Below are 24,375 nucleotides of genomic sequence, written 5' to 3'. Positions count from 1 at the left end.
CAATCGGAGATTAGAGCGCCAATGATGGCCTTTCCCAACAGCGGCTTCCTGTCCGAAGCGTCAGAGGAACTGCGCGAGATGCTGACCGCGCAGGCAAAAGAAGTGTCCTTGGATCGCGGGGATATCCTGTTTGAACAGGGCGATGAAGGGGATGCGCTTTATGCTATACTGGACGGCACGTTAGAGGTTTCGTTCCTTTCCATGAGTGGGCGAAAACTGTCTCTCAGCCTGATGCGTCCGGGCGAAGTTTTCGGCGAGATTGCCCTGTTTGACCAAGGCCCGCGCACTGCGACCGTCGCTGCTGCCGAACCATCGCGCGTGTTGCGCGTGTTTCATCGCGATGTCATGGCTCAGATCCGGCAAGAACCTGACCTTGCCGTCGATATGATCCGGCTGGCCGGAGCGCGGATGCGCCATATGGGGTTGCAGTTGAACGAACAGGTATTCTTGCCCATGCCCATCCGGTTGGCGCGGAAACTGTTGTATCTGGCCAACCAGCAGGACGATCCAAACGACCGCATCACCATGTCGCAAAGCGAATTGGCCGAATTTGTCGGGGCCACACGAGAAGCCGTTTCAAAAACGATCTCGACTTGGAAACGCAAGGATATGGTCGAGGCGACTCGCGGCGGCGTTCAGATCCATGATTTCGAAGCTCTGCGCGAATTGGCCGAGTCGGATCTGATGTAGCTTTTCGGCTTATGTGAACTTGTTCACAGACTGGACAAAGTTCTGGGTTTAGCCGTTGTTGTGTTACCGTAGGAGGCTGATTTATCATCCCCGATATCTGTCCATCGGCCTCTCCCTGTACCAGAGCCATATGCCTTCCCCGGCATATGGCTTCTTTCTTGCGTGCGCGTTGAGAAAAAGAAAAGGCCGAGGACCATAGCCCCCGGCCTTGATACGTTTTCAGTTTAGAGAGCGTCAGCTTGAAAGGCTCAGCGCGACAAAGCGCGGCTCACCACCCCGCCGTACGAGCAAGAGCAGCGACTTGCGCCCCGCCTCTGTGGCTTCTTCCATGCGCGTTTCGAGGTCGGAAACCGAAGTGACCTTTTGCTGGCCTGCTTCTGTGATCAAATCCCCTGCCCGCAAGCCCTTGGAGTACGCCTCGGACGCTTCGTCTACATCCGTGACAACCAAGCCATCGGCATCAGCGGCCAGACCAAGCTCTTCCCGCAGAGTGTCTGTCAGCGGAGAAATCGTCAGGCCCAGGAATTCGCTGTTTGCGCCTTCCTCTTCCTCTACTGCAGGCGCCTCTGCGGTTTCGGCACGTTCTGCGTCTTCCCGGCGTCCCAGCACCACCAGAACGGTTTGCGTGCCACCGTCACGATGGACCACAACACGAACCGACTTCCCGACTGTGGTCTCACCGACCTGACGGACCAACCCACGGGTGTCTTCCACTTCGACACCGTCAAAGCTGACAATCACATCACCAGCTAGCAGGCCCGCCTCCTTAGCAGGGCCATCCGGGACATCACTGATCAGCGCACCGCCGGGTTTTTCCAGGCCCATCGCCTCGGCCATGTCTTCGGTGACGTCCTGAATGCGCACGCCCAGCCAGCCACGACGGGTTTCACCGAACTCGCGCAATTGATCAACGACCTTGGTCACAACGTTCGACGCCATCGAAAAGCCGATCCCGATCGATCCGCCATTGGGCGACAGAATCGCGGTGTTCACACCGATCACCTCGCCGCTCATGTTAAACAATGGCCCACCCGAGTTGCCTCGGTTAATTGCAGCATCGGTCTGGATGTAGTCGTCATAAGATCCGCTGAGCGCACGATTGCGTGCCGAAACGATGCCAGCCGAGACCGAAAAGCCTTGCCCCAACGGGTTGCCCATCGCGATGACCCAATCGCCTACGCGCGCGGTGTCACTGTCACCGAACTGCACATATTGCAGCGGGCCCGAGGCCTCTACCTTCAACAGCGCGATATCCGTTTTTTCATCGGTGCCCACAACTTCGGCCACCAACTCCTTGACCGGTTGACCATCGCCCGGGAAAAACTCGATCAGGATCTCATCGGCTTCGGCAATAACGTGATTATTGGTAACGATATAACCATCTTCCGAGATCACGAATCCTGACCCCAGCGCATTGCTGCGCCGTGGGCGGTCGCTGTCGCCACCTCCGTTGCGGTCTTGAAATTCACGGAAGAAATCTTCGAACGGAGAGCCTTCGGGAACGATACCTTGCGGGCCAGCCTGCCCTTCGATCAAGGTGCTTGTGGTGATGTTGACCACCGCCGGGCTGATCTGTTCTGCCAATGGCGCCAGGCTTTCGCCCCGCGCATGCGCGGCCAGAGCTTGCGCCATCACCAGCAGGATCGTAGCAAATCCCAACCATACCAACCGCATTTTCGTGACCATTTCGTCAGATCGTACCGCAAGACTGCGCGCATGTGCCTGCACCTGGGATCTCCTTATACCAACCCTATACCAACCCTAAATGTCCGCGTTTCGCGGCATGTGTTGGGAAACAATGTAGTCAGTTTGATCACGCCCGCAACTCGGGATCGCAGGGAATTCACTCAGCCGTGAAATTCCGACAGGTCAAAACCCGAACTGATAGGCGCCCCAGAGCAGGATCAGGCCTGAAACAACACATAAAAGTCCCATCAGGCGGCGTGCTTGTTCCGGAACCGAACGCAGCGCTTCCAACATGCGTTCGATAAGCGAAGGGGCCAGCGCATAGGCCAGCCCCTCGACAATCAGCACCAGCCCGAAAGCCAGCAGGATCATACCCATTACTGCGAGGCCTGCCCGGTCGGAGACTTCAGATAATTGAAGAACTCAGAATCTGGGCTCAGGACCATCGAGCTGTTGCCCCCTTGAAGGGCGCGCTCATAGGCAGACAGGGACCGGTAGAACTCGAAGAATTCTGGATCCTTACCGAAAGCTTCGGCAAAGATCGCGTTGCGTTCGGCGTCCGCCTCACCGCGAATGATCTCGGCCTCACGGTTCGCATCGGACACCAGTTCCACCACGGTACGGTCGGCCTGTGCGCGCACACGTTGCGCGGCTTCGTTACCACGGGCGCGCTCGTCCGTTGCCTCACGCTCACGTTCCGCCTTCATCCGGTCGAATGTGGCTTCAAGGTTGGCTTGTGGCAGGTCGGTTGCTTTCAAACGCACGTCGATCACGTTCACGCCCAGCGCCCGCGCTTCGGCAATCGCACTGTTCCGGATCCGCAGCATCAGGGCAGCACGATCCGAGCTGAGGATATCGCGGGACGAAACCGAACCCAGAACTTCGCGGGTTTCGGCGCGCAGAATGCGGTCTAGCCGGTCTTCGGCAACGGGTATGCCACCAACACCAACCGCTTGCCGGAACTGTTCCAGATCCGAAATCCGATAGCGTGCGAAGGCATCCACCACGAGACGGCGGTCATCCAGAGGTGTCACCTCCAAAGGTTGCACGTCAATCGACAAAATGCGGTCGTCATAGCGGACTACTTCCTGAATAAGCGGGATCTTGAACGCAAGACCCGGCTCTTCTTTAACCGCGACAACACGACCGAATTGAAGAACCAGCGCACGCTCGCGTTCGTCCACGATAAAGATCGAAGACAGAAGACCGACGATCAGAACAACAATGACGGGAAGAATGAGAGTGGACTTACGCATCAGTTATTCTCCTGACCGGAATTGCGGCGCAGTTCGTTCAGCGGCAGATAGGGTACAACACCCTGGCTTTGGCCGCCCGAGTTTTCGTCAAGAATGATTTTGTCGACGTCACCCAACACCTGTTCCATCCGTTCCAGATACAAGCGCTTGCGCGTCACATCGGGCGCTTTGGTATACTCTTCCAAAACCGCGCTGAAACGGCTGGCTTCACCCTGCGCGCTGTTGATCTGCTGCGCGCGATAGGCTTCGGCCTCTTCCAACACCTGCGCGGCTTCACCACGGGCTTCAGCCAAAACGCGGTTGGCATAGGCATCGGCCACGTTCTGCAACCTGTCGCGTTCCTGAGCGGCAGCCTGAACGTCACGGAAGGCGGCGATCACGTCCTGCGGCGGGTCTGCTTTGTCAAAGTTCACACGGACGATATTCACACCGGAATCATAGCTGTCCATGGTGGCTTGAATCAGTTCCTGCAAACGCTCGGCGATCACACCACGATCCCGGTTCAGGATCGGGGCCAGTTCACTTTGCGCGATAATCTCGCGCATGGCCGATTCAGACACCGCGCGGATTGTCTGGCGCGGATCACGCAAGTTGAACAAGAACTTGGCGGGATCGTTGATGTTCCACACCACTTGATAGTCGATATCGACCACATTCTCGTCGCCGGTCAACATCAAGCCGTCGTCACGTCCGGTTGACCCGCCCATATCTTCGTTCTGTTCGCGCGTGACCGGGATGACCTCGGCGGTGATAAAGGGCCATGGGGCAAAGTTCAGGCCTGGGTTTCCAACCGCATAGAACTCGCCCAGAAACAGCTCGACCGACTGTTCTTCTGGCTTGACCGTGTAAAAACTGGCCAGCCCCCACAGCACAGCGGCTGCAACAGCGCCTATGGCAATCGTGCTTTTGGTAAAGGCCGGACCACCGCCGCCAGACCCTTTGCCGCCGCCGCCACGGCCCGAACCACCGCGTCCGCCCATCAGCACGCGCAGCTGTTCCTGACCTTTTTTCATCAGCTCATCGATCTCGGGGATCTGCGGGCCATCGCCTTCGGGAGGACGTTGCCCGTTCCCGTTGTTACCCCGATTTCCTCCGCCGCCCGAGGAGCCTCCGCCCCCCCAGGGGCCGCCGCTGTTGCCCGCCATATGTATCATTTCCTTTGTCTAGGCCCGTGTGATCACGGAATTACTTGTAACTTGTGTGCGTCCGGTTGCAAATCAAGCCGTGCGCACAGGTTGCCGCATAGTGACCAGTTCTTCGGCCATGACCGGATGAACTGCAACCGTGCGGTCAAAATCCTCTTTGGTGGCGCCCATCTTGATGGCAATGCCGGCCAGCTGGATCATCTCCCCTGCGCCCGGAGCCACAATATGGCAGCCCAGAACCTTGCGGGTTGCCTTGCTGACCAGCAATTTCATCAAAACACGCTGGGTACCGCCCGCAAACGATTTTTGCATCGGCTTGAACGTGGTCGCATAGACCTCGATCGGTTCCTGCGCAGCCGCCTCTTCCTCACCGAGCCCCACTGTGCCCATTTCAGGCTGGGTGAAGATCGCGGTTGGGATCAGCTCGTGATCCACAGGCGTCGGGTTGCCTTTGAAGACGGTTTCGACAAAGGCCATCCCTTCGCGGATGGCAACGGGGGTCAGGTTGACCCGATCCGTCACGTCACCAATTGCATAGATCGACGGTACGGCGGTCTGGCTGTATGCGTCCACGACGATCTCACCCTTACGGCCGCGTTCGACGCCCAAAGCTTCCAGCCCAAGGTTGTCAGCATTGGGTGCGCGGCCGGTGGCGTACATGACGACCTCAAACCGGTCTTCGGTCCCGTCAGTGGCCTTGACGCGGATCTGATCACCCTCTTTGGTCATCTCAAGCACATTCGTACCCAGACGCACATCGATCCCATTCTGGCGCATTTCCTCACAGACCAGCCCACGCGCCTCATCGTCAAAGCCGCGCAAAATCTGCGCACCGCGGTAAAACTGGGTGGTTTTGACGCCCAACCCATTCATGATCCCGGCAAATTCACTGGCGATATAGCCACCTCCGACAATCAGGATGCTGTCTGGCAGCTTGTCCAGATGAAAGACCTCATTTGATGTTATCGCCAGGTCCGAGCCCGGAAACTCGGGCACAACCGGACGCCCACCCGTGGCAATCAAGATATGCTTGGCGGTCTTGCGGGTGCCATCAGCCAGTTCAACTGTATGCGCATCCACCAAATGCGCGCGCTGGTCAAAGCTCTCGACACCGTTGTTTTTCAGGATATTGCGGTAAACGCCTTCCAGCCGGTCCAGCTCGGCCACCAGTTTACCGTGAAACGTATCCCAGTTGAACGCACCGGGCTGAATATCCCAGCCAAACGCCTGCGCGTCACCGACCATGCCGGAAAACTCGCTGGCAAACACCATCAGCTTTTTCGGCACGCAACCCCGGATTACGCAGGTACCGCCATAGCGATCTTCCTCGGCCAAAGCCACCTTTGCACCGGTCTCTCCTGCCGCGACACGTGCCGCACGGACCCCACCCGAGCCTCCACCGATGACAAAAAGATCATAGTCAAAGCTCATGCTGGGTTCCTTCTATCAGCTTGCCAAATACCGCAGGATATCTGGGCGTTATTTCCGGCCTGCCAACCCCTTGGCGCAAGAAAAGCGATTTTGCGTTCGAACTGTACCATCTCGGCCCGTGGGACTCAGTCCATCTCGTCCGAGAAGACGTTTTCTGTATTGTCTTGCGGCTGATCGGTCTGGACCGTGCCCGCATTGATATCGCGCAGCTCGACCCGGCCATCGCCAAAGCCGATCACGACCTTGTCACAGATATCGATGAACAACCCGTTCTCGACCACGCCCGGGATCTGGTTCAGAACCAATGCCATTTGCCGGACATTGCCGATCCGCTTGAGGTGCAGATCCAGAATATGGTTGCCTTCGTCGGTGACGCGCGGAACTTCACCTGCCATGCGCAGGGTGACAGAAGTGCCCAGCACATCCATTGCATCCAACGCTTCTTCGATCAGCGTCCGCGTCGTTTGCCAGCCAAAAGGGATAACCTCGACGGGCAAGGGAAAGGCACCCAGATTCTCAACCTCTTTTCCGGCATCAGCAATCACAACCATCTGGTCGCTTGCCGTTGCAACGATCTTTTCATGTAACAAAGCCGCGCCGCCGCCTTTGATCAGGTTCAGTTCGTCATCGAATTCGTCAGCGCCATCGATTGTCAAATCCAGCCAACGCGCCTGATCCATTGAGACCACCTCAATCCCCACTTCGCGCGCCAACTGAGCTGTGGCACTTGAGGTCGGGACCGCCTTGATCTTCAAGCCACCCTGCCGAACCCGTTCGCCCAGGCGCCGCACCAGCCATTCGGCGGTCGAGCCCGTTCCCAAACCCACGCGCATTCCGTCTTCGACAAGTTCTGCAGCACGGTAAGCTGCAACCCGTTTGGCCCGTTCGATCGGTGTCATTTCTCCTACCATGAAAGCTTTCCTACACCCTCGTGCGAGGCTTATACGGAATGACCCCGACAACTGCGAGGGGCAATTCACGAAAACAAAGGATAGAAGGTGGAATTTGCTGCGCGTTTCCGATAGGAAACGTCGCATTCGAACCTTCCGACTCGAGCCCATGGCCGTAGACAGGGCTTATGCAAACGCCTTACGTGCTTCACTATGCTCCTGACAACGCTTCGCTGGTCGTCCGCCTGGCGCTGGACGAGATGGGCCAACGCTATCAGACAAAGCTGGTAGACCGGCGTGAAAAGGCGCAGGACAGTTCGGCCTATCGCGCGTTGAACCCCAACGGGTTGATCCCGGTTCTGGAAACGCCCCAAGGGCCGATCTTTGAAACCGCCGCCATTTTACTATGGCTTGCAGACACGCACCAACAACTTGCCCCCGCCCCTGACAGCGCCGAGCGCGCGAATTTTCTGAAATGGCTGTTTTTTGCATCGAACACGCTGCACGCGGATCTGCGGATCCTGTTCTATGCTGAAAAGTACATAGCCTCCGGACAGGCCGAGACCCTGCGCACCGGAATTCGTCCACGGTTGAGAACCCATCTGCAGAACCTGGAGGCAGAAGCCGCGAGATCCCCGCGCTGGTTGCAGCCCGATCACCCCTCGGTCTTGACCTACTATCTGGCCGCGATGATGCGGTGGATGCAACTTTATCCGACGCAAGCTGACAAAAGTTGGTTTCAGTTGGCCGACACGCCCCATCTGCATCACATCCTGACACGGCTTGAATCCCGCCCCGCGACGCAGACTGCGATTGTTGCAGAAGGTCTGGGGCCAAACCCGTTTACGTCACCGATCCTCCCCAACCCGCCTGAAGGCTCTGCTCTCTGATATGTTCCTTTCTGTTTTCGACATGTTCAAAGTGGGCATCGGCCCGTCCTCGTCGCACACAATGGGCCCGATGGTGGCTGCCGCGCGCTTTCTCGATCTGATGCGCGCGTCACCGTTTGAATTCTCGGGCCTGCGCGGATCGCTGTATGGGTCCCTGGCCTTTACCGGTGTGGGCCACGCCACCGACCGTGCCACCATTCTGGGGCTGGCAGGGTTTGTGCCCGACACCTACGACCACGAAAAGGCCGAAGCCACTCTGGCCAAGATTGCAAAGACACACAAGGTTTCACCTCAAGGCCTGCCTGATCTGGCGTTTGACCCCAAAGCCGATTTGATCTTCGACTTCGACACCACCCTGCCCGGCCACGCCAATGGTATGATCCTGATGGCCACCGATGCGCAAGGCGATGTGATCTTGCGGCAGGTCTATTATTCCATCGGAGGTGGCTTTGTCCTGACCGAAGAGGAACTTGCCGAAGGTAAGGCAACCGAAGAAGGCGCGCCTATTCCCTTCCCGTTCAAGTCGGCGGTCGAAATGCTGGATATGGCCAGGTCCAGCGGCAAGTCGATTGCACAGATGAAACGCGAGAACGAGATCTCACGCGGGTGTTCCGAAAGCCTTGCCAAGGGTTCAGCCCGGCTATGGCAAGTGATGAATGACTGTATTGAGCGTGGCCTGACCACCGATGGCATCCTGCCCGGTGGGTTGAACGTGCGCCGCCGCGCCAAGGGCATTTACGATGCGCTGCAAGCCGAGCGGGGCATGAACCTGAACGCACCGCACACGATCAACGACTGGATGAGCGTCTATGCCATGGCGGTGAACGAGGAAAACGCCGCCGGTGGCCAGGTGGTGACCGCCCCCACCAATGGTGCGGCGGGCGTTTTGCCTGCGGTCTTGCGCTATTACCTTGATCACGTGCCCGGCGCCTCGGAAAGCCGGATCGAAGATTTCCTGCTGACCGCTGCGGCTATTGGCGGCTTGGTCAAGTTCAACGCCTCGATCTCGGGGGCTGAAGCCGGGTGTCAGGCCGAAGTTGGCAGCGCCTCGGCCATGGCTGCGGCTGGGCTGTGTGCCGTGATGGGCGGAACGCCAGAACAAGTTGAAAACGCCGCGGAAATTGCGCTGGAGCATCATCTTGGCATGACCTGCGATCCGGTAGCGGGTTTGGTGCAGGTGCCCTGTATCGAGCGCAACGGGCTGGGCGCGATCAAGGCTGTGTCTGCCGCGTCATTGGCGCTGCGCGGAGACGGGCAGCATTTTGTGCCACTAGATTCAGTGATCGAAACCATGCGCCAGACCGGGCATGACATGCATGAGAAATACAAGGAAACATCGCTGGGCGGGTTGGCCGTGAACGTGCCCAACTGCTGAGCGCAAGGGATAACGAAAAAAGGAGCCGCCGAATGGAAGGTCGATGCCTATGCGGAGCGGTACGCTATGAGGTTGAACCACCGGTTATGTCCTGCGTGACCTGCCATTGTGACAGTTGCAGACGCCAATGCGCGGCCCCCATGACCACCTATTTTGCTGTGCGGGATGGCAAGTGGCGCTGGACCGGCGAAGCGCCAAAGCTGTTCCGCTCGTCTCCTGGTGTTGAACGCAGTTTCTGCCCGACTTGCGGCACACCGATCTCATTCCGCTCGACCGCCATGTCGGATGTCCTGCACCTCTATGTTGCAACGCTGTTAGACCCTGAGGCTTTGCGCCCGACCCTGCACGTCGCGTTCGAAGAGAAACTGAACTGGCTGGAGTTGAATGACGGTCTGCCGCATTGCATCGGTCCTGACTACACAAAATTTCAGCCCTTGCCTGAAAATTAGAGCTCATCCGCCTTTCCCCCAACCAAACAACCGTTTAGCGTCGCGCAATGACTCAGGATCGGCCGCTGATCGGCATCATGTTTATGCTTGGCTTTTGCCTGCTCGCCCCGATGGGTGATGCCTTGGCCAAGTTATTAGGGGAAACAACGCCCATCGGCCTTTTGGTTTTTGCCCGTTTTGCGGTGCAAGCATTGATCCTTGTTCCGATTGTCTATCTGACCAGGCGACCATGGCGGATGCGCGGGCGGATCTTTTGGCTGACCGCACTCAGGACAGCGCTGCAGATCGCAGGTCTTACCGCCATGTTCACGTCGCTCAAGTTTCTACCATTGGCCGATGCCGTGGCCATCGCATTTGTAATGCCCTTCATCCTGCTGCTCTTGGGCAATTACTTTCTGAATGAAGAGGTCGGCGCACGGCGTCTGATGGCTTGCGTTGTGGGTTTCATCGGCACCTTGATGGTCATTCAACCCAGCTTTGCCGAGGTGGGTGCGCCTGCCCTGCTGCCGCTTGTCGTCGCTGTAATCTTTGCGCTGTTCATGCTGGTTACGCGCCAAATCGCCAAGGAAACCGATCCGGTTTCACAACAGGCGGTGTCGGGCGCTATGGCTTCGGTTGTGCTTTTGCCGGTTTTGCTGATTGGCACACTGACAGAGACCTGGGATATTTCGCTGACCATCGCTCACAACACGCCCCTCTGGCTCTTGGCAGGCATTGGCGTGATGGGCACATTGGCACATCTTTGCATGACCTGGTCGCTGCGGTATGCACCCTCGGCGACACTGGCCCCAATGCAATACCTGGAGATTCCGGTGGCCACCTTGTTCGGCTGGATCATATTCCACGATCTTCCCAACGGGCTGGCCGCGATTGGCATCCTCATCACTATGGCCGCAGGGTTCTATGTCATATGGAGGGAACGCTCCATCGCCCGCAGCGCCCTGACAGAAACAGCTGCATAACATCATCCAAAGCCGCACGCGGAAGCATCACCAGCAGGCCCGGAGCATCCGACTGTACATCAAGATCACCGGTGGCCCGGTTCGACGTGCCGATGCGCCCGTCCGGCGCTAGTGCCAGCCCGTCTATCGGCCATTCCAGACCCTGACCGCGCCCGGACACCGGTCGCATCGGAAACAAAGACACGGTTTCTCCGCCGTTCAGCGGCACTGAAAGACGCGGTGGCGCATGAAAAACAATCTCATGCGCGCCCAGCAAAATGCAGCCACTGTCGGGATAACGCACCAGCGTATTGAAGACCGCCAATTGATGATCTACACGCGCGCCCAGAAACCCGATACCCAGGACGACGGGCGCAGAAATGCGAGTCAGTGCCTTCTCAAAATCCGTGCTGTCCTGTTCACGAATTGGAAACAAACGCTCGGGCGGGATTTGATCGCTATATCGCGTGTCCAACGAGTCGAAATCACCGATTACCGCGTCAGGAATACGCCCCGAATCGATTGCCCGCGCGGCACCGCCATCCGCCGCGACAACGGATTCGGCGCGGCTTAACGCCAATTCGACGTCTTGCGGGGCGATTTCACCCCCACCAAACAACGCTATTGGCCCGTTTGAGCGTACAATAACCTCAATTTTCGTAAGATTGACCATTTTTCCCGGTTTTGGACATATTGAGACCACAAAATGATAGGCTCATGGTCATAGTTTAGTGTCGCGGCCGTGCCACACGCGCGGTACAACGGCCCGTTAGTTTGTAAAGGACGTGCGTCTGATGGTACAGAACAACAAGGTATTGACCGTTTCTTACGGCACCTTCTCATGCACATTGGAAGGCTTTGACGACTCATTTGAAACAATGAAGGCGATTGCCGAGTACTTCCGTGACCTGGCGGCTGACGACCGCTATTTTGGGTCCGAACCTCCACAACCTGACGCCGCGATGCTGACCCGCATTGCCCAGCGCGAAGCATCGCGCCATGTCGAAGCCCGCCAAAGCGAGAGCGGACTGCTTTTGCGCGCGACCGAAAGCGAAACGGGTAATGCTGAGGGTGCTGACAACACCCCTGCCGCTGCGGCTCCAACCCTAACTGAATCTAGCCCTGTTCCCACGCCTGCCCCGGCAGTCGACTTTCAAGACGAACCTCCGGCAGACAGCATTGCTGCAAAACTGCAGCGTATCCGCGCTGTCGTTTCGCATTCGGATCAAACCCCTGCCGCCGACGCGGGCGGTGAAGATGTGGATACCGGTTATATCGAACCCAAAAAGCCGCAATATGACGCAATTTCTGCTGCGTTCGCCTCGGGTGCTCTCGATCCTTCGGATTTGGAAGCTGAGACTTCCGACAGCGCCGAAAATGAACCTGCGGAGGAAGACGATTGGCCGGAAGCCGACCGTCAGCAGCGTGAACTGGAAGCTGTAGTCGCAGAGTATGAAGCCCATCGTCCGAAAACAGTTGCACCTGAGGTTAAGACCGAACCCCAGCCTCAAGAATTCGCTGAGGAATTGCCCACAACGCCGATAGAGCCGGGCAATCTCGACGCGGACTTTGACACTGAAGAAGAACCCGCCGATATGGAGCCGGTTTTCGACAGTTCGGTTATCGAAGAAGCCGCTGCAATGCTGGCGCGTGATACCGATGCGGGTCAAGACGACACCACGGATCAAGCTGCTGTCAGTGCCGATCACGTCGTTGAAAGCAGCGAGCCACCGCACATGCCGGAAGATTCCAGCGAACGTCAAACCTCAGCGACATCGCACACGCCAGAGCAGTCGGACGAGGAGGAGGATCAGCGCAACGTCCTGGACGCGGATGATGAAGCCGACCTGTTGGAAGAGATTTCACTGATCGAAGCTGAAATGGCGGCACGCCCAACCCCGCCAGAGGACGCTCCAGAAGAAGACACCCGCACCGAAGACGTCTCGCGTCTGATGGATACGGCAGATGAACGGATGGAAGACCCGGAAACCAGCGGACAGCGTGAAGCGTATTCGCATCTGCGTACAGCCGTGGCTGCGACCGAAGCAGAAAGACAGGCTGATCCGAACGCGAACCAAGGCTCACCAGACGAAGAGTACAGAGGCGATCTGGCCTCGGTGGTGAGCCCGCGTCGCCCCGAAGTCAAGGTCACCAGCAAACGCCCAAATGCGGATGCCGCGTCTCCGCTGAAACTGGTAGCTGAACAGCGCGTGGACGCCGCGCCAGAGAGGAACGAAGACGAGACATTGGCGCAGCATAGCAGCGCGTCTCAGCCACTCTCTGGCGAAGAAGAAGGTGGATTTGCAACCTTCGCGCAAGAACAAGGCGCTCAATCCCTTCCGGATCTTCTTGAGGCCGCTGCGGCTTATTTGTCGTTCATCGAAGGTCAGGAACAGTTTTCGCGCCCGCAACTGATGAACAAGGTGCGTTCGCTGAAACAAGACAGCTTTGACCGAGAAGAAAGCTTGCGTTCATTCGGTCAATTGCTGCGGGACGGAAAGATCGAAAAAGCCGGTGGCGGTCGCTTTGCCGCGTCAACGGATATCGGTTTTCGCCCGGACGATGAACGCGCGGCCGGGTAAGCACACCGGCCTGCGTTAGAAATTACCCCTCGTAAACTAGGCCAGAGTTATGCTCTGGCCTTTTTCCTTCCACCGGGGTTGCGTTGACGTCTAATCAATCCAGCACCTACCGCTTGTAGGTGCTCTGTCAGAGAAAGCGGCATAGCGCGGACCATCTGGTCCTTCGGTGATCGTCCTTCGAGAGGCAACCGAACTATTGGTCGTGATCAGGGTCTTCCTTGCCGACACCGCGAAAGACGAATTTGAACGGCAAAGCCCAGAGCACACCTAAAACCACATAGACGACAAACTCCAACCAGATCGGTGGACGATCAAGCCAATTCACCACGGTAACCACCGCGACAATGTAAAGCGGCAAGCCGACGAGCAGCAAAACCAGCGACCAGCGCCGCCTGGCTTTGTAGCTGAGGCCGGGTTTCTGCTGATCCGCCATCAATCTGCAAACGGGTCGGTCACCAGAATGGTGTCATCCCGCTCCGGGCTGGTGGACAACAGCGCCACCGGGCATTCGATCAGCTCTTCGACCCGGCGCACATATTTGATCGCGTTCGCTGGTAAATCGGCCCAGCTGCGCGCCCCTTCGGTGGATTCGCTCCACCCCGGCATTTCTTCATAGATCGGCGTGCAGCGCGCCTGCTGATCTGCCGCGGTGGGAAGGTAATCCAGCCGCGCACCGTCCAGCATGTACCCGGTACAGATCTTCAGCGTATCAAACCCGTCAAGCACGTCCAGCTTGGTCAGAGATATCCCGTTAACCCCGCTGGTGGCGCAGGTCTGGCGCACAAGGCAGGCGTCAAACCAGCCGCAGCGGCGCTTGCGCCCGGTGGTGGTGCCAAACTCGTGGCCCCGTTCGCCCAAGCGCTGCCCGTCAGCATCTTCCAGCTCGGTCGGAAACGGCCCCTCGCCCACGCGCGTGGTATAGGCTTTCACAATGCCAAGAACGAAATCAATCGAGCCCGGGCCGATCCCCACGCCGGTGGCCGCCTGCCCCGCAATCACATTGGACGAGGTGACAAAGGGATAAGTGCCAAAGTCGATGTCCAAAAGCGCGCCCTGCGCCCCTTCGAACAGGATGCGTTTCCCAGCCTTGCGCTTTTCGTTCAAGACCTTCCACACTGGTGCCGCAAAGGGCAAAATCTCGGCCGCAATCTCTTTGAGCTGGGCGATCAGTGCGTCGCGATCCACCGGATCAATCCCCAAACCTTTGCGCAAAGGATCGTGGTGTTGCAAAGCGCGGTCCACCCGCGCCTCCAGCGTGGCCTCATCGGCAAGATCAGCAACCCGAACCGAGCGGCGCCCCACCTTGTCTTCATAAGCCGGGCCAATCCCGCGACCGGTGGTCCCGATCTTGGTGCCCTTGCTGGCCGCTTCTTCGCGCGCCCGGTCCAACTCACCGTGAATTGGCAGGATCAACGGTGTGTTTTCCGCGATCATCAGCGTCTCGGGCGTAATCTCGACGCCCTGCGCGCGGATCGTTCCAATCTCTTTGATCAGATGCCACGGGTCCAGAACAACGCCATTGCCGATCACACTCAGCTTGCCACCGCGCACCACGCCCGAGGGCAGCGCGTGGAGCTTGTAGACCTCTTTATCGATGACCAGAGTGTGCCCGGCATTGTGCCCGCCCTGAAAACGCGCAATCACATCCGCCCGCTCGCTGAGCCAGTCGACGATCTTGCCTTTTCCTTCGTCACCCCATTGGGCGCCGACAACAACCACGTTGGCCATACCCGATCCTTTTCACTCTGAGGACTCAAACTCGGCTCGTATAACGAGGCTCTGTGAACAGGGAAACCGATATTTCGCCGCAGCCCTGAAATGGCGCAGAGGCAAATTGCCCTTACCTGCCCTGAGGCAATCGCACCGGTTGTCCATGTGGTGTGGTCAGGTAGGCATCTTCCCAGGCCGACTGTACATCGGCAACGTCACCGGGCAGCGCCGCGCCCTGTTCCGCCAAAAACGTTTCAAGCGTTTCGAGCCAGGCGTGAAAATAGTCGTCACCGCCGTCCAAGTCGCGGCTCAGCCCATTTCGCTTGAGCGTCTCGGAAAACCGCGCGGCCCATTCTGGCCAGACGAACCGCCCTGCCTCGTTCAACGCGACGGTCACCGCAAAGACCTGCGCGTGCCAAGGTTCGGCAAATACCGGTTCCGGCGCGGCTATTTCGGCGCAATCGCTCATGCGGGTTCCAGATAACTTTGCCACAGATCCAACACGACCTCGTCCTTGGGGTGTTCTGGGTTTACCCAAAGCTCCGAGGCTGCGAAGGACACCGCATAGAGCGGTTCGGGTGCTTCGCCCAGATCATGAGCGCTGGAATCCGGCAGCACATGGGATCCGTGCACGCGTAGAATGCGTCCCTTGGCACCTGCTGCATAGATCGGCAACCGTGTATGGCCACCGTCAACCAGCCGATTGCCAGCAGGGCGCGCGGTGACAACCTCTTGCCCAATCGAAAAACGCTGCGCGATATTCGAGGGGCGATCTGCGGGCCCGCCTTTGGCCAGCGCAGCGGCCACAGCTTCGGCTCGCAACATCTTGTCCGCCAGCGGATGCGGGCCATCCTCACCTGCCCCGCGTAAATCATCCAAGGTCAGAACGCCGCGATCGACCAACAGGCCGGCCAGACCAGCAAGCCATTTCTCATAATACGAAAAGCGCGTGTAGTCCTTGGGGGAAAGACATTCGCGCGCGTGGCGCGATACATCAATATTCCATTGCCCCAGGAACCCTGCCGCCAGAATGACAGCCAGCGCCCGGCCATGCCAGTCTTCGGCAAATACAGGCACGTCTTCGGGTTCGGGGTTGATCGGCCCGTCGCCGAAGCGTCCACCCATGTCATGCACCCGAGTCATGCCGGCACCTTGGGCAAGCCGGTGCCGATCATACTGTCGCGCGTGACCAGAGCGGATAGCGCCTCTTCGTCCAGCGCCTCTGTGCCCTCCGGGCGCATGGGCAAGACGAGATAGCGCACTTCAGCGGTTGAATCCCATACGCGCACTGATGAGGTTTCGGGCAGGCTGACGCCAAACTCGGCCAGAACCTTGCGCGGCTCGCGCACCGCACGGGCTCGGTAGGCGTCGGATTTGTACCAACCCGGTGGGATGCCAAGCAGAGGCCAAGGATAGCAGCTGCACAGGGTACAGACGACCATGTTGTGCTGTTCGGGCGTGTTTTCGACCACCACCATATGCTCGCCCTGACGCCCGTAATAGCCCAGATCGGCCACCACTGGTGTGGCATCTTCCAGCAGCGCGGCCTTGAAGTCTGGGTCGGTCCAGGCTTTTGCGACAACACGGGCACCGTTCTGGGGCCCAATCTTGTTCTGATAGGTATCGATGATTTCATCCAGTGCAGCCGGATCGATCAGCCCTTTGCGGGTCAGGATCGTCTCGAGCGCTTTGACGCGCAAAGCGGGCTCAGGCGGCAACAGGGCGTGCGGGTGGTCGTGACTGTCATGTGGCATGGCCGCAACCTGCGCCGGATGAATCGCTCTGTCCAGTCCCTTTGCTGTGATATGATACATCAACGCAAATGACGCGAAGTCGTGACTTGCCCCCGATGGCAAACTTGCATAAGTACCACGCGATACACGCCACGCTGTACAGGACCACTATGGAAAACGTCGTTCTTATCATCCACCTTCTCTTGGCTTTGGGCCTGATCGCCGTCGTGCTGATGCAGCGGTCCGAGGGCGGTGGTCTTGGCATGGGCGGCGGCGGCGGTGGCGGTGCCATGACCGGACGCGCTGCGGCAACGGCACTGGGTAAGGTGACCTGGATCCTGGCGGCCTGCTTTATCGTCACGTCGATCACGCTGACCATTCTGGCGGCGCAAAAATCTTCCAGCGGCTCGGTTATTGACCGTTTGGGCGTTCCAGCACCGGCTTCGGCCGAAGACAGCACACCTGCGGTTCCGTCGGCGGATGACCTGCTGCCACCGGCGTCGGGCGACAATGCTCCGCTGATCCCTCAGGCCGACTAAGCCACTAAACCTAGAAACTCGACAGAGAACTGCAACAGCATCTTGCGGTTCTCTTGCGCTATGGGCGCGAATCCTTTATACGTGAAGTCCCGTGATGCAGCGGTTTTTCTTGAACCGCCGGGCAGCTGATTTTGACGTCTCACGGGAGCTAGCCGAACAACATGGCGCGTTTTATTTTCATCACCGGTGGTGTGGTTTCATCCTTGGGAAAAGGGCTGGCTTCGGCGGCTTTGGGCGCTTTGTTGCAGGCCCGGGGATATTCCGTACGCCTGCGCAAGCTGGATCCCTACCTGAACGTCGATCCTGGCACCATGTCGCCCTTTGAGCATGGCGAAGTGTTCGTCACTGATGACGGGGCCGAGACGGATCTGGATCTGGGTCACTACGAACGTTTCACCGGCGTGGCCGCGCGCAAGACCGACTCGGTCAGTTCCGGGCGGATCTATTCGAATGTGCTCGAGAAAGAGCGCCGAGGCGACTATCTGGGCAAGACCATTCAGGTGATCCCGCATGTCACCAATGAGATCAAGGATTTCATCGCCATCGGCGAGGATGAGGTTGATTTCATGCTGTGTGAAATCGGTGGCACCGTGGGCGATATCGAGGGCCTGCCCTTTTTCGAAGCCATCCGTCAATTCAGCCAGGACAAGCCGCGCGGGCAGTGCATCTTTATGCACCTGACCCTGCTGCCTTACATCAAGGCTTCGGGCGAGTTGAAAACCAAGCCGACCCAGCACTCGGTGAAAGAGCTGCGCTCAATCGGTTTGGCACCGGATATTCTGGTTTGCCGCTCAGAAGGTCCGATTCCAACCAAAGAACGCGAAAAGCTGGCCCTGTTCTGTAACGTACGCCCCGACAGCGTGATCGCCGCGCAGGATCTTTCGACGATCTATGATGCCCCTCTCGCCTATCACCGCGAAGGGCTGGATCAGGCGGTGCTTGACGCGTTCCAGATCAGCCCGGCCCCCAAGCCCGATCTGGCCAAGTGGGAAGACGTGAGCGACCGCATCCACAATGCCGAAGGCGAGGTGAAAGTCGCGATTGTCGGCAAATACACGCAGTTGGAAGACGCCTATAAGTCGATTGCCGAAGCGCTGACCCATGGCGGCATGGCCAATCGGGTCAAGGTCAAGGTCGAATGGGTCGATGCCGAGATCTTTGACACCGAAGACGCAGCACCTCATTTGGAAGGCTATCACGCCATCCTCGTCCCCGGCGGTTTTGGCGAGCGTGGCACGGAAGGCAAGATCAAGGCCGCGCAATATGCGCGCGAGCATAAAGTGCCCTATCTGGGCATCTGTCTGGGCATGCAGATGGCGGTGATCGAAGCTGCGCGCAATGCGGCGGGCATAACGGAGGCCGGGTCAGAGGAATTTGACCATGAGGCCGGGAAAAAGCGTTTCGAACCAGTAGTGTATCACCTGAAAGAATGGGTTCAGGGCAACCACAAGGTCGAGCGCAAAGTGGGTGACGACAAGGGCGGTACCATGCGGCTGGGCGCCTATAACGCGGTTCTGGCCGAGGGCTCCAAAGTGGCGGATGTCTATGGCAACACCCAGATCGAGGAACGGCACCGCCACCGGTATGAGGTGGACATCAAATACCGCGACAAGTTGGAAAAAGCTGGTTTGAACTTCTCGGGCATGTCGCCCGATGGTCGCCTGCCAGAAATCGTCGAGTGGTCAGATCACCCTTGGTTCATCGGGGTGCAATATCACCCTGAACTGAAATCCAAGCCGTTTGATCCCCATCCGCTGTTTCGCGACTTTGTGCGGGCAGCGAAAGACAGCTCGCGCCTGGTCTGATCGTACTCTGTTTGCGCAAGCGCATTGCTTTGACCGATGCGACCCCCTAAGTCTTTGAACAAGCAGACTTGCCCCTTTGGGCTGGTCAGGCTTGGATCAGAGACTTGGGAGTGTTCAGATGAGCAACGCGACAACGATCACCAATCTTCAACAAGCGCTTCGGATGGAGATGACGGCGGCCCATCAGTATCAGTTGCATGCGCATGTGCTGGATGATTGGGGCCTTGATATTCTGGCCGAGAAGATGCGCAGTGAAATGCAAGAAGAGATGGGGCATTCGGACGTCTTTATCGAGCGCATCCTGTTTCTGGGCGGCACCCCGCAGCTTGAACTTCAGAAAAGCCCCGCAGCGGCTGAAAGCCTTGAGCAGATGTTCTCATCGGATCTCAAGGACGAGGCGGAAGCCGTTGATTTCTATACCCAAGCGGCGGCACAGGCTGCTGAAGTGGGCGATGTGGGATCGCGCACCCTGTTCGAGCGTATCTTGCTGGAAGAAGAAGGACATAAATCCTGGCTGGAGACCGAGCTTTCATTGCTGAAACGGCTGGGAGAGGCGACTTTCAGCGCGCGTTATGTTTCGGGCAGCGCGGGCAGCGAATAGGCAGGCCAACGCATATGCTGCGTCTTACAGTGATCCAACTGCGATTTTTGAAGGAACGATCTCATGACTGACCAAGTTCAACGCGCTGAGGCATTCGCCGCGCTCCATCAGAAAGGTGATCCTGTAATCCTGTACAACATCTGGGATGCAGGCAGCGCCGGAGCCGTGCGCGACGCAGGTGCCAAGGCCATCGCGACGGGCAGCGCACCAGTTGCGATGGCCCAAGGTTTCTCGGACGGTCAAATCCTGCCCTTGGACTTTGCACTGGACAATGTGCGCCGGATTGTCGAGGCGGTTGATCTGCCCGTGACACTGGATTTCGAGGGCGGCTATGCCGAAGTTCCCTCAGACATCGCACTGAACGCAAAAAAGGCACTGGCAACGGGTGTGGTGGGCTTTAACTTTGAAGATCAGATCGTTGGAACGAAAGAGCTTTACGAGACAGAGATTCAAGCCGCCCGTGTCGCTGCCCTGCGCGAAACCTGTGACGCTACAGGCGTTCCGGCCTTTATCAACGCGCGGACAGATATTTTCCTCAAAGCGCACCCCGATACCCATGATGAGGCGATGCTGACTGATACCATCCTGCGGGCCCAAGCCTATGCGGATGCAGGTGCCAGCGGTTTTTTCGCACCCGGCCTTCGGGATGAGGTGATGATTGGCAAGCTGTGTGACGCCACAGAGCTGCCGGTCAATATCATTGCTCTGCCCGGTACACCGGATAATGTGACACTGGCAAAACTGGGCGTCGCCCGGATCAGCTATGGCCCTGTGCCCTATCGCGAGATGTTGGGATGGCTGAAAGCCAAGGCCGAAACAGCGCTGCAATCCGCCGGTTGATCAATCCGCCATTGCAATTTCGATCTGATCCTCGCACCCTGCGGCCTCAACCTCAGGAGGATTGCACCTTGGCCAAAGGGTATTGGGTTGCACATGTCGATATCGAGGACATGGACGTCTATAAAAACTACATCGCTGCCAATGCTGCGCCATTTGCAGAATATGGTGGGAAATTTCTGGTTCGCGCCGGTGAAAGAACAATTGCAGAAGGCACCGCCCGCGCGCGGACCGTTGTGATCGAGTTCGACAGCTATGAACAGGCGCTGGCCTGCTACCAAAGCGAGGGATATCAAAAGGCCAAGGCCTTGCGCGACCCGATCTCGACCGGCGATCTTGTGATCATCCAAGGCTATGACGGATAGCTGGAACTTGGCGCTTATCAAAATATCGAATAAACTATGCCCATGTTGAAAAAGCTCTTTCAGGCGTTTCGACCGCCACAGCATGACATGCTGCCTGATCCCGACGCCGAACTGGCGCTTGGGGCGTTGATGGTGCGTGTGGCACAGGCGGACCGGGATTATAAACTTGAAGAGATCAGCCTGATCGACCGCATTCTGGCGCGTCTTTATCAGCATAACGCGATAGAGGCCGCAAAAGTGCGCGCCACCTGCGAAAAGCTTCATGCCGCAGCACCCGAAACCGATACGTTCGGCAAATTGATCCGCGAAACAACGGGCGAGGCCGAACGTCTGGCCGCTATGGAAGCCCTGTGGGAAGTGGTGCTGGCCGACGGCGTATCAGACGAAGGTGAGATCAAGATCGTGGAAGAGGCCCGCGCGGCCATGGGTCTGAGCTTTAACGACAGTCAGGCAGCGCGCGCGCGGGTACAAAGCCGCTTGGAAGCCTTATAGGTCGGGACTATATCAAACCCATGTTCAAAGATCTTCTGTCCCGGCTGACACAGCCCGAACCCGATCCGCTGGCTAATGACGATGCCCGCCTTGCACTCACGGCGTTGCTGGTGCGCATTGCCCGGTCAGACAATGATTATGCCGACACCGAAATGGCTCGGATCGATCGGATTTCGGCTGAACGTTACGGGCTGTCCCCGTTCGAGGCTGCCGCCTTGCGCGCCCGCGCCGAAGACCTGGAGGCCGAAGCCCCCGACACGGTCCGCTTTACCCGCGCTATCAAAGAGGCGGTTGCCTACGATGACCGCCTATCCGTAGTGCAGGCCATGTGGTCGGTAGCGCTGGCCGATGGCCAACGCAGCGGAGAAGAGGATTCGCTGCTGCGGCTTGTGGTCAGCCTGCTGGGCGTCAGCGACGTGGATTCCGCGCGGGCCCGACAGAAGGCTTCCCAAGCGTGACGGCAATGCTGGGCATGTATGACATGCCCGCCCTCCAGCCCGCCAATGATCGGTTTTGGACCTTGATTCGTGATCATCTTGGGCTTGGCCCGCCAAGGCTGACCCGGGATCGCGATTTTTGGGAGATCTGGCAGGACCCGGATCTGGTCTTTGCACAAACTTGTGGAATGCCCTATCGCACGAAGCTGCATGATACAGTTCAGCTCGTGGGTACGCCGGACTATGGCCTACCCGGATGCCCGCCCGGCTATTACCGTTCGATTTTTGTGGCGCGTGCGAAGGACAACAGGCCTCTGTCCGAACTGGTTCGCGGGTGTTTTGCCTATAACGAGCCGTTGTCACAATCTGGCTGGTCCGCACCAATCACGCATTTATCCGAACTGGGGCTGAGCCCCGACACGCTATTGCAAACAGGCGCACATGCGGCTTCGGCGCAGGCTGTTGCCAGCGGTCAGGCGGATCTGGCTTCGCTTGACCTTCTGACCTGGTTGCTGCTGCGCGAACACACGGATTTGGGGGAAGCTCTGCGCGAGGTAGAGCTTACCACGCCAACCCCTGCGCTGCCCTACATTACTTCGAATACACGGGACGCTGCGCAGCTCAACTCTGCCCTTGGCAAAGCGGTTTCAGACCTTGCACTGCAGGACCGCTCAGCGCTGCACCTCCGGGGACTGGTGGACATTCCGGCCGAGCACTATTTGCGCGTTCCGACACCGCCATCACCGCAGGCGCTTTTGCACAAGAGCTGACCATTTCGGCAATTCCCTTTGGTCAATTTGGCAGTATCCGCCCCGGATTCTGTGTTTTGCTCATTGCATTGGCGGCTTTTTTCAGTCCAAGTAGCGCATCAAAACCGTTCACAACAACAGGACCGCCCGTGACAGACTCCACGCCCGTCATCGAGATCAAGAACCTGCACAAAAGCTTCGGCAATCTCGAAGTGCTCAAGGGAGTGGATATTACGGCCCATCGCGGCGACGTCGTTTCGCTGATTGGATCTTCAGGATCGGGCAAGTCCACGCTGCTACGGTGCTGCAACTTGCTGGAAGACAGCCAGCAGGGCGAAATTCTGTTCAAAGGTGAACCGGTTCAATGGGCTGGCAGCGGGCATAGTCGCCGTCCGGCAGATGCCAAGCAGGTAATGCGCATTCGAACCAACCTGTCGATGGTGTTTCAGCAATTCAACCTGTGGGCCCATATGACCATCCTGCAAAACGTCATGGAGGCGCCGATCACTGTTCTGGGCCGCGACAAGGCCGAGGTTGAGGACAGCGCGCGGAAGTATCTGGAAAAGGTCGGTATCGGCGACAAGTGCGATGTCTATCCAGCACAATTGTCCGGTGGTCAGCAACAGCGCGCCGCCATCGCGCGCGGCCTGTGCATGGAGCCCGAGGCCTTGTTGTTCGATGAGCCGACCTCGGCCCTCGACCCCGAACTGGAACAGGAAGTGATCCGCGTGATCAAGGATCTGGCTGCCGAGGGGCGCACCATGATTATCGTGACCCACGACATGAAAATGGCCGCCGATATTTCAAGCCACGTGGTGTTCCTGCACCAGGGTCTGATCGAGGAAGAAGGCCTGCCCGAAGACATTTTCACTGCCCCTGAATCCAAAAGGCTTCAGGGTTTTCTTTCCGCCACTCAGGCGGCTTAATCAAAATCAGAACCAAAAAAGGGGAGTAACTCATGAAAAACCTGATTCTGACCACCGCGGCACTCGCGCTGACCGCTGGCATCGCCATGGCCGACACTGTGCGCATGGGCACCGAGGGTGCCTACCCTCCGTATAACTTCATCAACGACGCTGGCGAGATCGACGGGTTCGAGCGTGAAGTGGGTGATGAGCTGTGCAAACGCGCCGGACTGGAATGCGAATGGGTCAAGAATGATTGGGATTCGATCATTCCGAACCTGGTATCGGGCAACTACGACACCATCATCGCGGGCATGTCGATCACGGACGAGCGTGACGAGGTTATCGACTTTACCCAGAACTACTATCCGCCCACAGCCTCGGCCTATGTCGCCGCATCGGAAGGCGTTGATGTGACCGGTGGTATCGTTGCGGCCCAAACCGCAACCATCCAGGCGGGTTACGTGGCCGAATCCGGCGCGACGCTGGTCGAATTCGCAACACCTGAAGAAACCATTGCCGCAGTGCGCAATGGTGAAGCAGATGCGGTTCTGGCCGACCGTGACTATCTGGCGCCGCTGGTCGAGGAATCGGGCGGCGAACTGGTCTTTGTTGGCGATCCGGTCCCACTGGGTGGCGGTGTCGGCATGGGCCTGCGCGAAAGTGACGGCGAACTGCGCGGCAAGTTCGACGAAGCCATCACCTCGATGAAGGCTGACGGCTCTCTGAACGAGATGTTAATCAAGTGGTTCGGTGAAGGCACCGCGACCTATGGCACCGACGGCTCGGTTGTAACCAACTAAGCCATATCTCTACGGCTCGGCACCTGATCTAGGTGCCGGGCCGACCCCGGCCCCGGACCGGACC

The 24,375-nt window shown here is 58.2% G+C and carries 28 protein-coding genes; 16 read left to right on the top strand and 12 right to left on the bottom strand.

What is annotated here, in order from left to right:
- The first annotated feature begins 21 nt into the window (after nucleotides 1-21).
- On the top strand, nucleotides 22-690 hold the full coding sequence (locus GOX45_RS04210) for a Crp/Fnr family transcriptional regulator (protein WP_171098334.1): 669 nt from the start codon (nucleotides 22-24) through the stop codon (nucleotides 688-690).
- Between the two features lie 234 nt (nucleotides 691-924).
- Here the strand turns inward: GOX45_RS04210 and GOX45_RS04205 are convergent, their stop codons facing one another.
- The 6 genes from GOX45_RS04205 to rpiA all read right to left on the bottom strand — a co-directional run bounded on the left by GOX45_RS04205 (nucleotide 925) and on the right by rpiA (nucleotide 7,119).
- On the bottom strand, nucleotides 925-2,364 hold the full coding sequence (locus tag GOX45_RS04205) for a Do family serine endopeptidase (protein ID WP_254445932.1): 1,440 nt from the start codon (nucleotides 2,362-2,364) through the stop codon (nucleotides 925-927).
- A gap of 195 nt (nucleotides 2,365-2,559) precedes the next feature.
- The gene (locus GOX45_RS04200; RefSeq protein ID WP_171098330.1) at nucleotides 2,560-2,754 is read right to left on the bottom strand and encodes a DUF2065 domain-containing protein; all 195 of its coding nucleotides are present in this window, start codon (nucleotides 2,752-2,754) and stop codon (nucleotides 2,560-2,562) included.
- Nucleotides 2,754-3,632 carry a protease modulator HflC gene (gene hflC / locus GOX45_RS04195; RefSeq protein ID WP_171098328.1) on the bottom strand — a complete coding sequence of 293 codons (879 nt, stop codon included), beginning with the start codon at nucleotides 3,630-3,632 and terminating at the stop codon, nucleotides 2,754-2,756. The genes GOX45_RS04200 and hflC overlap by 1 nt, the downstream gene beginning before the upstream one ends.
- A complete protein-coding gene (gene hflK, locus GOX45_RS04190) occupies nucleotides 3,632-4,777 on the bottom strand; it encodes an FtsH protease activity modulator HflK (RefSeq protein WP_171098326.1) in 1,146 nt (381 codons plus the stop codon). Before hflK ends, hflC begins: the two co-directional genes overlap by 1 nt.
- A 72-nt stretch (nucleotides 4,778-4,849) precedes the next feature.
- Nucleotides 4,850-6,208 carry a glutathione-disulfide reductase gene (gene gor / locus GOX45_RS04185; RefSeq protein WP_171098325.1) on the bottom strand — a complete coding sequence of 453 codons (1,359 nt, stop codon included), beginning with the start codon at nucleotides 6,206-6,208 and terminating at the stop codon, nucleotides 4,850-4,852.
- 125 nt (nucleotides 6,209-6,333) lie between these two features.
- Nucleotides 6,334-7,119 (bottom strand): ribose-5-phosphate isomerase RpiA, encoded by a 786-nt coding sequence (rpiA, locus tag GOX45_RS04180; protein ID WP_171098323.1) that lies wholly within the window; start codon nucleotides 7,117-7,119, stop codon nucleotides 6,334-6,336.
- Between the two features lie 167 nt (nucleotides 7,120-7,286).
- On the opposite strand from rpiA, the gene GOX45_RS04175 reads away from it, so the two are divergent.
- From GOX45_RS04175 to GOX45_RS04160, 4 genes are read left to right on the top strand one after another with little or no spacing between them, the layout of a single operon-like run.
- Entirely contained in the window at nucleotides 7,287-7,988 is a 702-nt protein-coding gene (locus tag GOX45_RS04175; protein ID WP_171098322.1) for a glutathione S-transferase family protein, read from the top strand.
- 1 nt (nucleotide 7,989) lies between these two features.
- On the top strand, nucleotides 7,990-9,363 hold the full coding sequence (locus tag GOX45_RS04170) for an L-serine ammonia-lyase (protein WP_171098320.1): 1,374 nt from the start codon (nucleotides 7,990-7,992) through the stop codon (nucleotides 9,361-9,363).
- A gap of 32 nt (nucleotides 9,364-9,395) precedes the next feature.
- Entirely contained in the window at nucleotides 9,396-9,812 is a 417-nt protein-coding gene (locus GOX45_RS04165) for a GFA family protein (protein WP_171098318.1), read from the top strand.
- A gap of 47 nt (nucleotides 9,813-9,859) precedes the next feature.
- Nucleotides 9,860-10,774: a DMT family transporter gene (locus GOX45_RS04160; protein WP_171098317.1), complete on the top strand. Its 915-nt coding sequence runs from the start codon at nucleotides 9,860-9,862 to the stop codon at nucleotides 10,772-10,774.
- Here the strand turns inward: GOX45_RS04160 and GOX45_RS04155 are convergent.
- On the bottom strand, nucleotides 10,719-11,426 hold the full coding sequence (locus GOX45_RS04155) for a thiamine diphosphokinase (protein ID WP_171098315.1): 708 nt from the start codon (nucleotides 11,424-11,426) through the stop codon (nucleotides 10,719-10,721). The two genes, GOX45_RS04160 and GOX45_RS04155, sit on opposite strands and share 56 nt — an antisense overlap.
- A gap of 121 nt (nucleotides 11,427-11,547) precedes the next feature.
- Here GOX45_RS04155 and GOX45_RS04150 point away from each other — a divergent pair, with 121 nt between their 5' ends.
- Complete coding sequence (locus tag GOX45_RS04150) at nucleotides 11,548-13,335, top strand: hypothetical protein (RefSeq protein WP_171098313.1); 1,788 nt, start codon at nucleotides 11,548-11,550, stop codon at nucleotides 13,333-13,335.
- A 193-nt stretch (nucleotides 13,336-13,528) separates the two neighbouring features.
- Here GOX45_RS04150 and GOX45_RS04145 read toward each other — a convergent pair whose 3' ends face one another.
- From GOX45_RS04145 to nthA, 5 genes are all read right to left on the bottom strand, one after another.
- Entirely contained in the window at nucleotides 13,529-13,768 is a 240-nt protein-coding gene (locus GOX45_RS04145) for a DUF2842 domain-containing protein (RefSeq protein ID WP_171098311.1), read from the bottom strand.
- Nucleotides 13,768-15,063: an adenylosuccinate synthase gene (locus tag GOX45_RS04140; protein WP_171098310.1), complete on the bottom strand. Its 1,296-nt coding sequence runs from the start codon at nucleotides 15,061-15,063 to the stop codon at nucleotides 13,768-13,770. Before GOX45_RS04140 ends, GOX45_RS04145 begins: the two co-directional genes overlap by 1 nt.
- A 112-nt stretch (nucleotides 15,064-15,175) precedes the next feature.
- Nucleotides 15,176-15,514, bottom strand: a complete 339-nt coding sequence (locus tag GOX45_RS04135) for a nitrile hydratase accessory protein (protein WP_171098308.1) — start codon at nucleotides 15,512-15,514, stop codon at nucleotides 15,176-15,178.
- Entirely contained in the window at nucleotides 15,511-16,188 is a 678-nt protein-coding gene (nthB, locus tag GOX45_RS04130) for a nitrile hydratase subunit beta (RefSeq protein ID WP_171098306.1), read from the bottom strand. Before nthB ends, GOX45_RS04135 begins: the two co-directional genes overlap by 4 nt.
- Nucleotides 16,185-16,799: a nitrile hydratase subunit alpha gene (gene nthA / locus GOX45_RS04125; protein WP_171099237.1), complete on the bottom strand. Its 615-nt coding sequence runs from the start codon at nucleotides 16,797-16,799 to the stop codon at nucleotides 16,185-16,187. Before nthA ends, nthB begins: the two co-directional genes overlap by 4 nt.
- A gap of 149 nt (nucleotides 16,800-16,948) precedes the next feature.
- Between nthA and secG the strand changes: the two genes are divergently transcribed.
- The 10 genes from secG to GOX45_RS04075 all read left to right on the top strand — a co-directional run bounded on the left by secG (nucleotide 16,949) and on the right by GOX45_RS04075 (nucleotide 24,311).
- A complete protein-coding gene (gene secG / locus GOX45_RS04120) occupies nucleotides 16,949-17,317 on the top strand; it encodes a preprotein translocase subunit SecG (RefSeq protein ID WP_171098304.1) in 369 nt (122 codons plus the stop codon).
- A gap of 161 nt (nucleotides 17,318-17,478) precedes the next feature.
- Nucleotides 17,479-19,122 (top strand): CTP synthase, encoded by a 1,644-nt coding sequence (locus tag GOX45_RS04115; protein ID WP_171098302.1) that lies wholly within the window; start codon nucleotides 17,479-17,481, stop codon nucleotides 19,120-19,122.
- A gap of 118 nt (nucleotides 19,123-19,240) precedes the next feature.
- The gene (locus GOX45_RS04110) at nucleotides 19,241-19,723 is read left to right on the top strand and encodes a bacterioferritin (RefSeq protein WP_171098300.1); all 483 of its coding nucleotides are present in this window, start codon (nucleotides 19,241-19,243) and stop codon (nucleotides 19,721-19,723) included.
- A 63-nt stretch (nucleotides 19,724-19,786) separates the two neighbouring features.
- The gene (locus GOX45_RS04105; protein ID WP_171098299.1) at nucleotides 19,787-20,563 is read left to right on the top strand and encodes an isocitrate lyase/phosphoenolpyruvate mutase family protein; all 777 of its coding nucleotides are present in this window, start codon (nucleotides 19,787-19,789) and stop codon (nucleotides 20,561-20,563) included.
- A 68-nt stretch (nucleotides 20,564-20,631) separates the two neighbouring features.
- Nucleotides 20,632-20,925, top strand: coding sequence for a DUF1330 domain-containing protein (locus tag GOX45_RS04100; protein WP_171098297.1), 294 nt, complete (start codon nucleotides 20,632-20,634; stop codon nucleotides 20,923-20,925).
- Between the two features lie 42 nt (nucleotides 20,926-20,967).
- Nucleotides 20,968-21,417 (top strand): TerB family tellurite resistance protein, encoded by a 450-nt coding sequence (locus tag GOX45_RS04095; protein ID WP_171099235.1) that lies wholly within the window; start codon nucleotides 20,968-20,970, stop codon nucleotides 21,415-21,417.
- Nucleotides 21,418-21,437: 20 nt separating this feature from the next.
- Nucleotides 21,438-21,875 carry a TerB family tellurite resistance protein gene (locus GOX45_RS04090; RefSeq protein ID WP_171098295.1) on the top strand — a complete coding sequence of 146 codons (438 nt, stop codon included), beginning with the start codon at nucleotides 21,438-21,440 and terminating at the stop codon, nucleotides 21,873-21,875.
- Nucleotides 21,876-21,880: 5 nt separating this feature from the next.
- On the top strand, nucleotides 21,881-22,624 hold the full coding sequence (locus GOX45_RS04085; RefSeq protein WP_171099233.1) for a phosphate/phosphite/phosphonate ABC transporter substrate-binding protein: 744 nt from the start codon (nucleotides 21,881-21,883) through the stop codon (nucleotides 22,622-22,624).
- Nucleotides 22,625-22,752: 128 nt separating this feature from the next.
- Nucleotides 22,753-23,529 (top strand): ATP-binding cassette domain-containing protein, encoded by a 777-nt coding sequence (locus GOX45_RS04080; protein WP_171098293.1) that lies wholly within the window; start codon nucleotides 22,753-22,755, stop codon nucleotides 23,527-23,529.
- A 32-nt stretch (nucleotides 23,530-23,561) separates the two neighbouring features.
- Nucleotides 23,562-24,311: a transporter substrate-binding domain-containing protein gene (locus tag GOX45_RS04075; protein ID WP_171098291.1), complete on the top strand. Its 750-nt coding sequence runs from the start codon at nucleotides 23,562-23,564 to the stop codon at nucleotides 24,309-24,311.
- The last annotated feature ends 64 nt before the right edge of the window (nucleotides 24,312-24,375 follow it).

Source organism: Ruegeria sp. HKCCD7255 (genome assembly GCF_013031565.1).
Lineage (GTDB): Bacteria > Pseudomonadota > Alphaproteobacteria > Rhodobacterales > Rhodobacteraceae > Ruegeria.
Note: the sequence above shows the minus strand (reverse complement) of the source record. Positions and strands in the feature narration are given on the sequence as shown.

Excerpts from the sequence above, each read along its gene's own strand:
- GOX45_RS04200 (WP_171098330.1), bottom strand. The coding sequence starts at position 2,754 with ATGGGTATGATCCTGCTGGCTTTCGGGCTGGTGCTGATTGTCGAGGGG.
- GOX45_RS04140 (WP_171098310.1), bottom strand. The coding sequence starts at position 15,063 with ATGGCCAACGTGGTTGTTGTCGGCGCCCAATGGGGTGACGAAGGAAAA.
- GOX45_RS04170 (WP_171098320.1), top strand. The coding sequence starts at position 7,990 with ATGTTCCTTTCTGTTTTCGACATGTTCAAAGTGGGCATCGGCCCGTCC.
- GOX45_RS04075 (WP_171098291.1), top strand. The coding sequence starts at position 23,562 with ATGAAAAACCTGATTCTGACCACCGCGGCACTCGCGCTGACCGCTGGC.
- nthA (WP_171099237.1), bottom strand. The coding sequence starts at position 16,799 with ATGCCACATGACAGTCACGACCACCCGCACGCCCTGTTGCCGCCTGAG.
- GOX45_RS04210 (WP_171098334.1), top strand. The coding sequence starts at position 22 with ATGATGGCCTTTCCCAACAGCGGCTTCCTGTCCGAAGCGTCAGAGGAA.
- GOX45_RS04110 (WP_171098300.1), top strand. The coding sequence starts at position 19,241 with ATGAGCAACGCGACAACGATCACCAATCTTCAACAAGCGCTTCGGATG.
- gor (WP_171098325.1), bottom strand. The coding sequence starts at position 6,208 with ATGAGCTTTGACTATGATCTTTTTGTCATCGGTGGAGGCTCGGGTGGG.
- nthB (WP_171098306.1), bottom strand. The coding sequence starts at position 16,188 with ATGACTCGGGTGCATGACATGGGTGGACGCTTCGGCGACGGGCCGATC.
- GOX45_RS04150 (WP_171098313.1), top strand. The coding sequence starts at position 11,548 with ATGGTACAGAACAACAAGGTATTGACCGTTTCTTACGGCACCTTCTCA.
- GOX45_RS04175 (WP_171098322.1), top strand. The coding sequence starts at position 7,287 with ATGCAAACGCCTTACGTGCTTCACTATGCTCCTGACAACGCTTCGCTG.
- rpiA (WP_171098323.1), bottom strand. The coding sequence starts at position 7,119 with ATGGTAGGAGAAATGACACCGATCGAACGGGCCAAACGGGTTGCAGCT.
- GOX45_RS04135 (WP_171098308.1), bottom strand. The coding sequence starts at position 15,514 with ATGAGCGATTGCGCCGAAATAGCCGCGCCGGAACCGGTATTTGCCGAA.
- hflC (WP_171098328.1), bottom strand. The coding sequence starts at position 3,632 with ATGCGTAAGTCCACTCTCATTCTTCCCGTCATTGTTGTTCTGATCGTC.
- GOX45_RS04085 (WP_171099233.1), top strand. The coding sequence starts at position 21,881 with ATGCTGGGCATGTATGACATGCCCGCCCTCCAGCCCGCCAATGATCGG.
- GOX45_RS04155 (WP_171098315.1), bottom strand. The coding sequence starts at position 11,426 with ATGGTCAATCTTACGAAAATTGAGGTTATTGTACGCTCAAACGGGCCA.
- secG (WP_171098304.1), top strand. The coding sequence starts at position 16,949 with ATGGAAAACGTCGTTCTTATCATCCACCTTCTCTTGGCTTTGGGCCTG.
- GOX45_RS04105 (WP_171098299.1), top strand. The coding sequence starts at position 19,787 with ATGACTGACCAAGTTCAACGCGCTGAGGCATTCGCCGCGCTCCATCAG.
- GOX45_RS04095 (WP_171099235.1), top strand. The coding sequence starts at position 20,968 with ATGTTGAAAAAGCTCTTTCAGGCGTTTCGACCGCCACAGCATGACATG.
- GOX45_RS04145 (WP_171098311.1), bottom strand. The coding sequence starts at position 13,768 with ATGGCGGATCAGCAGAAACCCGGCCTCAGCTACAAAGCCAGGCGGCGC.
- GOX45_RS04160 (WP_171098317.1), top strand. The coding sequence starts at position 9,860 with ATGACTCAGGATCGGCCGCTGATCGGCATCATGTTTATGCTTGGCTTT.
- GOX45_RS04165 (WP_171098318.1), top strand. The coding sequence starts at position 9,396 with ATGGAAGGTCGATGCCTATGCGGAGCGGTACGCTATGAGGTTGAACCA.
- GOX45_RS04115 (WP_171098302.1), top strand. The coding sequence starts at position 17,479 with ATGGCGCGTTTTATTTTCATCACCGGTGGTGTGGTTTCATCCTTGGGA.
- GOX45_RS04090 (WP_171098295.1), top strand. The coding sequence starts at position 21,438 with ATGTTCAAAGATCTTCTGTCCCGGCTGACACAGCCCGAACCCGATCCG.
- GOX45_RS04205 (WP_254445932.1), bottom strand. The coding sequence starts at position 2,364 with ATGCGGTTGGTATGGTTGGGATTTGCTACGATCCTGCTGGTGATGGCG.
- hflK (WP_171098326.1), bottom strand. The coding sequence starts at position 4,777 with ATGGCGGGCAACAGCGGCGGCCCCTGGGGGGGCGGAGGCTCCTCGGGC.